The organism is Staphylococcus massiliensis, assembly GCF_043186315.1.
Classification (GTDB): Bacteria; Bacillota; Bacilli; order Staphylococcales; family Staphylococcaceae; genus Staphylococcus; species Staphylococcus massiliensis.
Map to the genome: position 1 here is coordinate 1537036 of NZ_CP171119.1, position 13460 is coordinate 1550495.

Genomic DNA, 13460 nt, shown 5'->3' on the forward strand with positions numbered 1-13460 from the left:
TTTGAGGCTTATGGTTAAATTAAAGGTAATCATCTATGCATTCATATTTTTAATACTTAACTTTATATATGTACAATTCTTTAATAACCTAGAAGAAATCAAACTTCCTAACTATACACATAGTTTAACCATTGTGAGCTGGGATCAAAAACTTTCCAAAAAAGAAATAGAAGAAGAGATAGATAAAATTTCAATCAGGCATAACGAGGTATTTATACGTGTTAGTGATAAGTATAAGGGCGAACATTTAATTAAGACGGTGACGTATTTTCCGAGTAACGTAAAACACGATAAAATAACACCATTTAGTCCTAATGTTGACTATGAATATTTAAAGGTAGGTAGTACAGAAAGTTTGAAGTTACCGATAACATCAACTTTTTACACGACTAGACCCTTCTCTAAATCAATAGAAAATGATTTTGAAAAATTAGGACTCAAAGTTGTTTATTCGTATCAAACACCTGGATTAATTTTTAATGATTTTATTCAAATTTATTCAATTATACCACTACTCATCGTTATCTTAATACTCGTATTAATGCTAAATATAGTTGATACAAGTAAAAATTTGTATCAATTTGCGATTCAACGCTTGAATGGTTGGTCAATGAAAAGGGTTTTTTGGGTTTCTTTTAATAAGGAAATGAAAATTATTCTAATAACTTATTCCATATCCGCTATGATCATGTTTATAATTTTGATTTTTTATAATCAGTTGGCCCAATTTAAAACGTTTCTGTATCAATATCTAATATATTCAGTATCAATCATTGTAATAATTATAGGTTTATTTATTATCAGTTTTGGCATCATTGCACGTGCTTCATCACAAATAAGTAAATTTATAAAAGGGGCTATGTTATCGAAGGTATTGAATTTTTTACCACAAACAATGAAAATGGTTTTAATTGTCATTGTGTTGACAACGATGTCTGTAAGTTTAAATAACTTAAAGACGTACCAAAGTAGCACGGAGGCTCAAAATAAATGGAAGAAAATTGAAGATCTTTATGTAATTGACTTTGTGCCTCTACATAATAGCAGACAAAAATATCATGACAAAATCACCATTGAATCTTACAAGCTTTTACAGCATCAGAAGTCTAATAATGTTATCATTTCGCGGAGTGATGCGAAATATGGTGAAATGTCTATAAGTGATTCATATGATAGATATATGTGGGTTAATCGAACATTTTTACAAGATCAATTGAATTTCAATGAAATTAATCGACGTGTGAAGCAATTTTCTAACAATACATTACTAGCTTTATATCCACAAAGAGATTTTAATAAAGACGACGTATCTCAACTCAAATCTGATATAAATAATAGTTTAGATATGTATTACGAATTAGATAAAAGATTAGATTACACTAAGGTAAATAAACCATTAGTCAAGATCGTCCCATACCAAGAACAGATACGTGCATTTAATTATAACTCAAGAATCGGCTTAGAATTTAGCTTTGAAACAAACCCAGTCCTTATTGTAATACCTGATCAATTACCTCTTCATGATCTTTATTATTCAGCATTGACTAAAAATGAAATTTTATTTAAGGATTTTGAGGAACTTGCTTCATACATTGAAAATAGCGTCCTAAAGCATTTCTTGAATGGTATTACAGACATAAAGTATGTGGTTGATAAAGATATTAAAGTTCTAGAATCTAACCTGTATTACAACTTTATTGCTTTAAGCGTAAGTATGATTATATATGGGTTCACGTTGTATTTTACTACTCAAACTCACTTTGAATTACATAAAGACAAAATATTTATAAAGTATTTATATGGTAGTCATTTTTTACATCGACATAGAACCTTCCTAATATATGACTTATTGCTTACTGTAATTGTAAGTTATCTCATCTACCATTTTAACTTGGCGTCGTTCTCACCATATCTATATGGGGCCATCCTACTAGCAAATACATTAATAATGACGTTGTTACTGCGAATTTTAGAACGACCTGCATTTAACCGTTATCAAGAATTACTTAAAGAATAATTTATTATCTATATTGAATAAATAGGTGTGCTACTTCATGAACACTTGGAAAGCATATTGTATTAAAGAGGTGTAAGCATATGATTCAATTAAATAACTTTACAAAAAGGTACGGACAAAATACCATTTTTGATTCATATTATTTAAGTATAGCTGAAGGGGTTATGGTTGCTATAACAGGTAAGAGTGGATCGGGTAAATCTACATTGTTAAATTGTATATGCGGATTGGAAAAATTTGATACTGGAGAAGTATGGATTAACTCTAAGAATATCGCGAAACTTTCTCGACGCCAAAAGATGTTGATGTATCGGAATGAGTTTGGTTACTTGTTCCAAAACTATGCCCTCGTTTCATATGAGACGATTGAATACAACTTGAACCTTGTCTTAACATATATGAAGTTATCTCAGAAAGAAAAGCGTGAACGCATGAGAAATGTGCTTGAGAAAGTAGGGTTAGAGCATCCACTCAAAACGAAAGTATTTACATTAAGTGGTGGTGAACAACAACGTGTGGCACTCGCGCGTTTGTTACTTATAAACCTAAAATTATTTTTGCTGATGAACCAACAGGTGCATTAGATGATAAAAATAAGCACGAAGTCATGCAACTTATCACTTCTTTAAAGGGTCAATCTACGATATGTATCGTAACCCATGATCCAGAAGTGATTCAATACTGTGATTATGAAGTTAAGCTATAAATCAAATGCCCCCTAAAATAAATCGTATTGAATTTAAAGGGCTTTTCAAAATGGGGAAGATTATTAGCACTGCTTAAAATTAAACTTTAACTCAACTGAGTAGGTAATTGAAATTTCTATTAATTTCGTGCCTGCTCTTTTAATTTTACACTTATAATTTTGGTCAATATATGATAGAATATTTAAAGTTAAATTACGACACAGATGAAAACGCGAGAAATAGTACAAATCAGTCACCGATGACTGATTTATTTTATTATGTGTTCATTTAGAAGGAAGTATGTTTATGTCAGAGAAAGATCTAAATTATCTCGTTAACTTACATCAAGTTTTAAAGGAAAATGATACAATAGAACAATTGCGTGAATATGCCGAAGCACATCAAGTTCCTATCGTTCATCCTTTAACTTTAGATATGATTAAACAGTTAATACGTATGAAAGACGTTCGATCAGTTTTAGAAATTGGAACTGCGATAGGTTATAGTAGTATGCAGTTTGCTTCAGTTAAATCGGGTATCCATGTCACAACGGTTGAACGAAATCCTGACATGATTCAACGCGCTAAAGAAAATATTCAACACTATAGATATGAGGACAATATCACGCTTGTTGAAGGTGATGCGTCTGAGCGACATGATGCGATCTTCAATCAAACGTACGACATGTTATTTATTGATGCAGCAAAAGCCCAATCAAAACGTTTCTTTGAAATGTACGCGCCATTAGTTAAGCCAGGCGGTCTCATCTTAACGGACAACGTGTTGTATCATGGATTTGTTGCAGATATCGATGTTGTACGTAGTCGTAACGTGAAACAAATGGTTAAGAAAGTACAAAAATATAACGAGTGGCTTATTCAATTAGAAGGTTATCATACGAACTTTTTAGATATAGAAGATGGACTAGCAATTACGATAAAAGGAGAATGAGAATGACTGAATTATTAGTAACACCTAAGTCTATAGACCATATCGAAACGCTAATCGATAAGGGTGCTGATGCATTTGTTATCGGTGAAGAAAAATTCGGTTTACGTCTAGCAGGTGAATTTAAACGTGATGATATGAAACAAGCTGTTGAACTGATTCATGCGAATGGTAAAAAAGCTTACGCTGTAGTTAATGGTCTTTATCATAACTATCATATCAATGCTTTAGAAGACTATATTCAATTCTTACATGACATTAGAGTAGACCGTATTATCTTTGGTGATCCTGCGGTAGTTATGATTGTTAAAGAACAAGAAAATCCAATTCCATTGAACTGGGATGCTGGCACACTTGTCACAAACCACTTTCAATGTAATTATTGGGGACGTAGAGGCTCTAAACGTGCCGTACTCGCTAAAGAATTAAGTTTAGAAGAAATCATTAATATTAAAGAAAATACTAATGTAGAAGTAGAAGTTCAGGTTCATGGTATGGCATGTATGTTCCAATCTAAACGTATGTTACTTGGTAACTATTATACATTCCAGGAACGTCAAATGAAGATTGAACGTAACCAATCTGAAAAGACATTACTACTATACGATGAGGAACGTGATAATAAATACCCAGTCTTTGAAGATTACAATGGTACACATATCATGTCGCCAAACGATATGTGCCTAATTGAAGAGTTAGAACCGTTATTTGAAGCGGGTATTGATAGTCTTAAAATCGATGGCGTACTTCAAACAGAAGCATATATCAATGTGTGTACAGAACAATATCGTGAAGCCATTGATTTATACAATGAAGATCCTGAGCTATATGAAGATGAGAAATTCATGTTAGTTGATCCAATTGAAGATATTCAACCTGAACATAGACCTTTTGATGAAGGGTTCTTATTCAAACAAACTGTATATTAATGAACTGATTGATAAATTTATAGGAGGGTTTAAGTTTGAAAACTTTAGAAGCAGTAAAACCGAAATCTAAACCCGTTATGAAAAAGCCAGAACTACTTGCACCTGCTGGTAACTTAGAAAAACTAAAAATTGCCGTTCACTACGGTGCAGATGCGGTATTCTTAGGTGGACAAGAATACGGGTTACGTTCTAACGCTGATAACTTTACAATGGAAGAAATTAAAGAAGGCGTTGATTTCGCTAAACAATACGGCGCTGAAATCTATGTAACAACGAATATTATTGCGCATGATGAAAATATTGAAGGCTTAGAAACGTATTTAAGAGACCTAGATGCGACAGGAGCTACAGGAATTATTGTGGCAGATCCACTTATTATTGAAACATGTAAAGAAGTGGCACCTAGACTTGAAATTCATTTATCTACACAACAATCTCTAAGTAACTATAAAGCGGTTCAATACTGGAAAGAAGAAGGTCTTGACCGCGTTGTACTTGCGCGTGAAACAGGCGCAATGGAAATGAAAGAAATTAAAGATAAAGTCGATATTGAAATTGAGGCATTTATCCATGGTGCGATGTGTATCGCGTACTCTGGTCGTTGTACATTAAGTAACCATATGACTGCGCGTGACTCTAACCGTGGTGGTTGTTGTCAAAGTTGTCGTTGGGATTATGATTTACTTGAAGTAGAAGATGACGGCGAACTTGATTTAGTATATGATGAAGATGATGTTGTACCGTTTGCGATGAGCCCTAAAGACCTAAAGCTTATCGAATCTATTCCAAATATGATGGATATTGGTATTGATTCTCTTAAAATCGAAGGTCGTATGAAGTCTATCCATTATATTGCGACTGTTGTTTCGGTTTATCGTAAAGTCATTGATGCTTACTATGATGATCCTGACAACTTTAAAATTAAAAAGGAATGGTTAGTAGAACTTGATAAATGTGCGAACCGTGACACTGCACCCGCATTCTTTGAAGGTACGCCAGGTTATCATGAACAAATGTTTGGAGATGAATCTAAGAAGAAATCACCATATGATTTCTGCGGCTTAGTACTTGATTATGATGAATCAACACAAATGGCTACAATTCAACAACGTAATAACTTTAAGCCTGGACAAGAAATTGAATTCTTCGGACCGGAAATTGATACATTTACTGAAACAATCGATAAAATCTATGATGAAGAAGGTAATGAACTCGACGCTGCGAGACATCCACTTCAAATCGTCCAAATTAAAGTTAGTCATAAAATTCATAAGAATAACATGATGCGAAAGGAAATTGGATGATGAATAACGTTACGATTATTGGTATTGCTGGTGGCTCTGGTTCAGGTAAAACAACAGTTACAAATGAGATTATGAAAAATCTAGAAGGGTATAGTGTTGCATTACTAGCTCAAGATTATTACTACAAAGATCAATCTCATTTAACATTTGATGAGAGATTAAAAACCAACTATGACCACCCATTTGCATTCGACAATGAATTGTTAATAGAGAATCTAGAATCGCTTAAAAACGGTGAATCAGTTGAAGTACCTACTTACGACTATACTGAGCATACGAGAAGTGACAAAACGGTTTACTTTGAACCAAAAGATGTTATTATCGTAGAAGGTATATTTGCATTAGAAAACAAGGCATTAAGAGACATGATGGATGTTAAAATCTATGTTGATACAGATGCGGACATCAGAATTTTACGCCGTTTAATTCGTGATACGAAAGAACGTGGAAGAACGATGGACTCTGTAATCAATCAATATCTTAATGTCGTACGCCCAATGCATATTCAATTTATTGAACCAACGAAACGATATGCAGATATCATTATTCCTGAAGGTGGAAGTAACAAAGTTGCTATTGATATCATGACTACAAAAATCCAAACGTTGGTTAAAAATCACGACTAACATTTTGTAAAGGAAGATGACGAATGGAAAATCAAAAGCAATATCCTATGACCAAAGAAGGTTTTCATAAGTTAGAACAAGAACTTGAAGAATTAAAAACCGTTAAACGACCTGAAGTTGTTGAAAAAATTAAGATCGCACGTAGCTTTGGTGACCTTTCAGAGAATTCAGAGTACGATGCAGCTAAAGACGAACAGGGTTTCATTGAACAAGACATTCAACGTGTTGAAACAATGCTACGTAACGCTTTAATCATCGAGGATACTGGTGATAACGGCGTAGTTCAAATTGGTAAAACTGTAACTTTTGTTGAATTACCAGGTAATGAAGAAGAATCATATCAAATCGTTGGTTCTGCAGAAGCAGACGCTTTTAACGGTAAAATTTCTAACGAATCGCCAATTGCTCAAAGCTTAATTGGTAAAAAACTTAACGATGAAGTTCGCGTACCACTTCCTAACGGTGGCGAAATGACTGTTCAAATTAAGAAAATCGAAAGCAACTAATAATCGTATACATGTAGACATTTAAACTCAATTTCTGAAGGCGTTACAGTAGGTTATCCTCCTTACTAACGTTACTCAGGAATTGAGTTTTCTTTTTTGGCTCTACGTCAAATTCGGTTGGTAAAACCGTAGACGAATGATTTGCTTTTCGCTTTCCTGTGGCGCTCGTTGGGAGCTAAAGCTTCGCTTGGATCTCCCTTACTCACAGAGCCACGGGAGTCTTCAAGCAATCATTCTACACCTATGCTACTTCATGCATAGGTGTTTTTCTTTGTCTAAGTTTATATAAGCGTGACATGAGTAATATTCTGTCTCTAAAGTTTGCGTAATTTCTATAACCATAAGCATTTCTTTTAAGTAATTTTATTTTATTATTTATGCCTTCAATCGGACCGTTAGTTATCATAGGGTGATTTAAAGTATTACATATGAAGGGTAAATACTTCATAAATGATCGCAGTACTCTCATTAAACCTTCTGAAATGTGGTTTTGACGAGATTTATACAGTACTGATCGAAATAAATCAATATCATTATGCTTCAATGCCAGTATTAATTCTTGTCCTATCTCGTAAGTGTTATTGAGCGTATTATCGTTAGATAATAAGTACGAAACGATGTCTTTTTCAGTAATTAAAGTTTTGAATAATCGATGATATTTATAGTTTATAGCGTTAAGATTTAACTTAGGTTTTAAAAGTAGTTTCCAATACCGTTTATATTTATTGTAAAGTGGGCGCCTATTACGTCTAGCTTGATTCATGACTTTAACTCGGGTACGGTTAATCTCACGATTAATTGCCTGAACGATATGAAATCTATCAATAATAACTAAAGCATTAGGGAAAACATCTGATATTAGATCCATGTATGGTTCATACATATCTATACATACTGTCTTAACGCGCTTTCTTGCGTAAAGATCAAACTTCATGAAGTAGTTTTTGAGGTTAAACTTTCTTCTATCACTGACAATGTCAATAATTTGATGAGAAGTACTGTCACAATAGATGAAACTCATTGAAGCATCAACATTTTTAACGCTTTTGAACTCATCCATCATAATGTGCTCAGGCAAATGCGAACCTACTTTATGTCTAATTTCATCAACGGTTTGTTTAATGATTCGAACCACCGTAGGTGATGATACACAACAAGATTCGGCAACAGATTTAATGGAACGTACTTCTCTAACTTTGTCAGCTATAAACATTTTCAAGTTGTTAGATAAGCAACAATACTTATCTACTATAGATGTTTCAGCTACAAAAGTTCGATTACAATTGTGACACAAATAGCGTTGCTTCTTTAATTCTAGTAGACATGGAAACCCACTTAGGCGTGGTAATTTAACATTAATTACTCGAAATCCATGCTTTATAATAGTGCGTTGATGATTAGTGATACCACAGTGTTGACACTTATCAGCTTTGGAAGAGAGAACCCCATAAAGCATTATATAGATTCTTCCTTTTATTTCTTTTTCATCAGTCTTTTCCTCGATGACTAAATTTGGTTCTTTCAATCTTAAGAGTTCTGTTATAAAATTATTCACAGGCGCATTATCTCCTTTTTGTTAGTTTGGTCACTTACAATTATAGAGATAAATGCGCTCTTTTAGTACAAAAAATAATTCGGCTAATGACCTCGAATGAGGTCACCAACCGAATTTATTATAGAGCCTCTTTTTTAAAAGGACTTTTAAATAAGGGAAAGCGACTAGGCAGTAGGTATACGCTTAGACCGCGTCTCATAGTATAAGGTCTCGATAAAATGGTAGATCAGATAAATTGCAGGATACATTACATATCCATGTCATTTACAAATTTCCTATTGTTAATTGTTCGTCTTAATTAGTATAATATATATAGGAAATGTATGAATATTCGTGTTCATGCTTTTTTATTAACTGTAAAAGCTTTAAACTTAAATTTTTATAATAAATATTGCGAAAACTTAAAATATTAGGTAGCTTTTTAAATAGTTATCGTTTACAATTAAGTAAATTTTAAAATGTATTTAAGTTTACATCTTTAAAATGACTAAAGTCTTCGCTATTTCATGAAATTGCCCTTAGTAATTATAGATGATAAAATGACATGTAAGGGTTTTCTAGGGGGAGTGAAAATGGAGATAATTCAAATCAATGAGCAATCTTTGATGATTTACTTTAAACCTGAAATTAGCGAGCAGGTTTATGGGCAAGTTGCTTCAGTAGTTGAATACATAAAAGATTTTAACCATGCAGCAATCACTGAAATTATACCGTCGTATAGAGCAGTGATGTTGCATTTTGATTTTCTGAAAGCAAGTAAAGAAGAGATTATTGATGATTTAAAATTAAATGAATTAGATTTAGACAAGCAATCATCAACTGAATCCAGACGTATTATTCATATTCCAGTCGTATATGGAGGCGCGTATGGACCTGATATTGAAAATGTAGCTCAACATCATGATTTAAGTGTAGAAGACGTTATAAAACGTCACACCGAGAACGCTTATCTCGTATATATGCTAGGGTTTTTACCAGGTTTTCCTTTCTTAGGTGGCTTAGATGAAAAGCTACATACGCCTAGACGCGAAGAACCAAGACTTAAAATTGACGCAGGTTCAGTTGGTATCGCGAATAACCAAACTGGTCTTTATCCATTAGATTCTCCTGGTGGTTGGCAAATTATTGGTCGTACACCAATCGATGTATTTAATCAATATCGTAAACCGATGTGTGTATACGAAGCTGGAGATAAGATTCAATTTTATGAAATCACTGAATCTCAGTTTAAAGACATTAAAGCTGAAATCGAAGCAGATAAACTTGATTATAGTAAATGGGTGGTGATTAAAGATGACAATTAAGATTTTAAAACCAGGACTATTTACTACAATTCAAGATGAAGGTCGCTATGGCTACGAGGATGCTGGATTCTCTACAAGCGGTGCTATGGACATCTTTAGTTATCAATTAGGGACGTGCCTTTTTGAAAAGGACAAGTCACCAGCTCTTGAAATGACAATGATAGGTCCTACGGTTCAATTCTTAGTACCGAACACTTTCGTGATAACTGGGGCTAAATTTAATGCGAAACTTAACGGTGAACCAGTTCAACCTCAAACCGTTACGTATGTTTCGAAAGGTGATGTATTAGAAGTAGGTGCCGCAACAGAAGGTATTCGAGGTTATCTTAACTTTGGAAAAGCACTAGATGCGACATATATTGCAGATAGTTACGCGACTCATACACGAAGCAAAATTAGTGGCTTTAAAGGCCGTACATTACAAAAAGGTGATATCATACCATCTAAAAACGAAGCGCTTAATCACGATTTAATTGGTCGTACGACAGACTTTGAAACGATACTAACACGTACGAGCAACGTGATTCGAGTTATGGCTGGACCTCAGTTCGATAAATTCAGTAAAGAAAGTCATGAAATGCTAAGTCGTGATACGTATAAAGTTACTGAAAGTTCTGACCGTATGGGGTATAGACTTAAGGGTAATCAAGTACCTCCAATTGAATCGGCAGATATTATTTCTGAACCAGTTGCTCTCGGTAGTATTCAAGTGCCAAACGATGGTAATCCAATCATTTTAATGAATGATAAACAAACAGTAGGTGGCTATACTAAAATTGCTACTGTCATCAAAGCAGATCTTCCTAAAGTTGCTCAAATCAAACCAGGTGAGGAAATTAAGTTTGAATGGGTTACTGTAGAAGAAGCGACAGAAGTTTACAAAGGTATGTTACAACGCTTTAGTGAAGTGAAACATGCACTTAAACGTACGCCAAAACGTGATATAACAGGTATCAGACACACGGCTAAAAAGATTAATCAAGTAATAGAAAGGGATATTGAATTATGAATTTAAATCAAATTGAACAAACGTTACAACTACTTAAAGCACATGGTGCTAAGCACTTAAGATATAAAGATGAAGATTTAGAATTAGAACTTGATTTAAATACTGCACAAATTGAATCAGATGGTACTGCTCAAGCTACAAGCACACCTCAACCAGATCAAAGTCAAGCTTCTGAGCAAACTGCAGCTAATGATAATCAAGAAGCTAAAGAAGTGCGTTCTCAAATGATCGGAACATTCTACCTTCAAGATGAAAAGGAACTTACAGATCCAATCATCAAAGTAGGCGACGAAGTTAATGAAGGTGACGTTATTGGTTACGTTGAAGCAATGAAAGTTATGAATGAAGTAACTGCTGACCAATCAGGTAAAATCACGGAAATTTTAGTAGAACACGGAGAAAATATTGAGCATAATCAACCAATCATTAAATTGAAGTAAGGGGAGATTTATAAATGTATCGTTGTTTAGTCGCAAATAGGGGTGAAATCGCAGTCCGCATTATTCGTGCGTTGCGAGAAGCAAATGTTGAATCAGTTGCAGTGTATGCTGAAGGAGACGAAGACAGTTTACACGTTAAATTAGCTGACAAAGCAGTTTGTATAGGTGGCGCAAATCCTTTAGACAGTTACTTAAATATTCCAAAGTTAATTACTGCTTGTGAAATTACAGGTGCAAATGCAGTGCATCCTGGTTATGGTTTCTTATCAGAAAGTCCAAAGTTCGCTGAAGAACTTGAAAAAGAAGGTCTTTATTTCATGGGACCTACTAAAGAAACAATGGAAATGATGGGAGACAAAATTACTGCCCGTCAAACCGTTAAAAACGCAGGTGTACCTATTATTCCTGGTTCTTCTGATGCAGTTGAATCAATTGATGAAGTTAAAGCATTCGCTAAAGATTTAGGCTTTCCAATTGTATTGAAAGCTGCAAGCGGTGGTGGCGGTAAAGGTATCCGTATCATTAAAGAAGAAAGTGAAATTGAGCAAAAGTTCAAAGAAGCTAAAAGCGAAGGCGAAAAATACTTCGGCGATGATCGTGTATACATTGAAGCCTTTATTCCAGTAGCTAAGCACGTAGAAGTTCAAGTCTTAGGTGATGGCAAAGATACTTACATACATTTAGGTGAACGTGACTGTTCTGTTCAACGTAAAAACCAAAAGCTTATTGAAGAATCACCATGTGCTTCGTTAACTGATGAAAAGCGTATTAAGATGTGTGAGGATGCTGTTAAAGTTGCGAAAGCTTCTAATTATCGTAGTGCTGGTACAATCGAATATCTCGTTACGGACGATGCGTACTACTTCATCGAGATGAACGCAAGAATTCAAGTTGAACATACCGTTACAGAAATGCGTACAAACATTGATTTAGTTGGTCAACAAATCGAACTAATGAAACAAGGCACATTATCGCTTAAACAAGATGACATTCACTTCAGTGGTCATGTTATTGAAGCGCGTATTAATGCGGAGGATCCTAAGCAAGGATTCCGTCCTACACCAGGTAAAGTGCGTGGTTTACACTTACCACATGGTTTCTTAGTGCGTGTAGATTCACTATTATATCCAGGTTATACCGTTTCTCCTTACTATGATTCTCTTGTAGCAAAAGTCATTGTAAGTGGTAATGACCGTGACCATGCAATTGAAAAACTTAAAGTAACATTAGATGAAATGGTTATCGATGGATTTACAACTACAGCAGACTTCTTATATGCGTTATTATCTTATCCACCATACTGTGATGGTGACGCAAGTGAAGTTGATATTAAATTCTTAGATCGTCATCCGATTTATAAGGAGGATTCATAATGGTTAAAGTTGATTTAAACTGTGACTTAGGTGAAAGTTTTGGTAATTATAAAATTGGTAATGACGCAAACATTTTTCCTGTCATCACGTCTGCAAACGTAGCATGTGGCTTTCATGCAGGTGATGAAAATGTGATGCACCAAACTGTCAAATTAGCTAAAGAAAATAGCATTAGTATTGGTGCACACCCTGGTTTACCAGATTTACAAGGCTTTGGCCGTCGTAACATGGATATTAATCCAGATGAAATTTACAACCTTGTCGTTTATCAAGTAGGTGCTTTAAAAGCATTCTGTGATATTTACGGGGTTCCATTAAATCACGTTAAACCACATGGTGCTTTATATAACATGGGGGCTCGTGATTCAGAAATTGCGACAGCAATTGCTAAAGCTATTTATGATATTGACCCTAATCTCATTTTAGTAGGTTTATCTAATTCTAAATTGATTGACGCAGCAAAAGAAGTTGGCTTAAACGCAGCTTCAGAAGTTTTTGCCGATCGTCGTTATGAAGAAGATGGTCAATTAGTAAGTAGAAAAAAATCTAATGCTGTTATCGAAAATACAGAAGATGCAATCAACCAAGTAGTAAAAATGGTAACAGAAGGTAAAGTCACTTCAGTATCTGGAAAAGAAATCGATATTGATGCAGACACGATTTGTGTCCATGGGGATGGAGCACACGCGTTTGAATTCGTATCACAAATTAGAACAAAATTGAAAGAGGCGAATGTAGAAGTTATACGCCTAGGGGGTTAAGT

General features: G+C 34.4%; 13 protein-coding genes. 12 read left to right on the forward strand and 1 reads right to left on the reverse strand.

Going from position 1 to position 13460, the window contains the following annotated elements; translation table 11 throughout:
• The first annotated feature begins 10 nt into the window (after nt 1–10).
• From ACF3N8_RS07460 to greA, 7 genes are all read left to right on the forward strand, one after another.
• Nucleotides 11–2017 (forward strand): DUF1430 domain-containing protein, encoded by a 2007-nt coding sequence (locus ACF3N8_RS07460; RefSeq protein ID WP_238101945.1) that lies wholly within the window; start codon nt 11–13, stop codon nt 2015–2017.
• Nucleotides 2018–2097: 80 nt separating this feature from the next.
• Nucleotides 2098–2601: an ABC transporter ATP-binding protein gene (locus ACF3N8_RS07465; RefSeq protein ID WP_392449796.1), complete on the forward strand. Its 504-nt coding sequence runs from the start codon at nt 2098–2100 to the stop codon at nt 2599–2601.
• 408 nt (nt 2602–3009) lie between these two features.
• A complete protein-coding gene (locus ACF3N8_RS07470; RefSeq protein ID WP_017176480.1) occupies nt 3010–3654 on the forward strand; it encodes an O-methyltransferase in 645 nt (214 codons plus the stop codon).
• A gap of 2 nt (nt 3655–3656) precedes the next feature.
• Nucleotides 3657–4580 (forward strand): peptidase U32 family protein, encoded by a 924-nt coding sequence (locus ACF3N8_RS07475; RefSeq protein ID WP_392449797.1) that lies wholly within the window; start codon nt 3657–3659, stop codon nt 4578–4580.
• Nucleotides 4581–4657: 77 nt separating this feature from the next.
• Nucleotides 4658–5884 (forward strand): U32 family peptidase, encoded by a 1227-nt coding sequence (locus ACF3N8_RS07480; protein ID WP_392450437.1) that lies wholly within the window; start codon nt 4658–4660, stop codon nt 5882–5884.
• Nucleotides 5884–6510: a uridine kinase gene (gene udk / locus ACF3N8_RS07485; RefSeq protein WP_238093377.1), complete on the forward strand. Its 627-nt coding sequence runs from the start codon at nt 5884–5886 to the stop codon at nt 6508–6510. Before ACF3N8_RS07480 ends, udk begins: the two co-directional genes overlap by 1 nt.
• A gap of 23 nt (nt 6511–6533) precedes the next feature.
• Complete coding sequence (gene greA / locus ACF3N8_RS07490) at nt 6534–7016, forward strand: transcription elongation factor GreA (protein ID WP_017176481.1); 483 nt, start codon at nt 6534–6536, stop codon at nt 7014–7016.
• Between the two features lie 241 nt (nt 7017–7257).
• Here greA and ACF3N8_RS07495 read toward each other — a convergent pair whose 3' ends face one another.
• Entirely contained in the window at nt 7258–8571 is a 1314-nt protein-coding gene (locus ACF3N8_RS07495; RefSeq protein ID WP_009385730.1) for an ISL3 family transposase, read from the reverse strand.
• Between the two features lie 572 nt (nt 8572–9143).
• Between ACF3N8_RS07495 and pxpB the strand changes: the two genes are divergently transcribed.
• From pxpB to pxpA, 5 genes are read left to right on the forward strand one after another with little or no spacing between them, the layout of a single operon-like run.
• Nucleotides 9144–9875, forward strand: a complete 732-nt coding sequence (gene pxpB / locus ACF3N8_RS07500) for a 5-oxoprolinase subunit PxpB (protein ID WP_238101947.1) — start codon at nt 9144–9146, stop codon at nt 9873–9875.
• The gene (locus ACF3N8_RS07505; RefSeq protein ID WP_392449798.1) at nt 9865–10884 is read left to right on the forward strand and encodes a biotin-dependent carboxyltransferase family protein; all 1020 of its coding nucleotides are present in this window, start codon (nt 9865–9867) and stop codon (nt 10882–10884) included. The genes pxpB and ACF3N8_RS07505 overlap by 11 nt, the downstream gene beginning before the upstream one ends.
• Nucleotides 10881–11324 (forward strand): biotin/lipoyl-containing protein, encoded by a 444-nt coding sequence (locus ACF3N8_RS07510; RefSeq protein ID WP_238101948.1) that lies wholly within the window; start codon nt 10881–10883, stop codon nt 11322–11324. The genes ACF3N8_RS07505 and ACF3N8_RS07510 overlap by 4 nt, the downstream gene beginning before the upstream one ends.
• 14 nt (nt 11325–11338) lie before the next feature.
• The gene (locus ACF3N8_RS07515) at nt 11339–12697 is read left to right on the forward strand and encodes an acetyl/propionyl/methylcrotonyl-CoA carboxylase subunit alpha (RefSeq protein ID WP_392449799.1); all 1359 of its coding nucleotides are present in this window, start codon (nt 11339–11341) and stop codon (nt 12695–12697) included.
• Nucleotides 12697–13458 carry a 5-oxoprolinase subunit PxpA gene (pxpA, locus tag ACF3N8_RS07520; RefSeq protein WP_392449800.1) on the forward strand — a complete coding sequence of 254 codons (762 nt, stop codon included), beginning with the start codon at nt 12697–12699 and terminating at the stop codon, nt 13456–13458. Before ACF3N8_RS07515 ends, pxpA begins: the two co-directional genes overlap by 1 nt.
• The last annotated feature ends 2 nt before the right edge of the window (nt 13459–13460 follow it).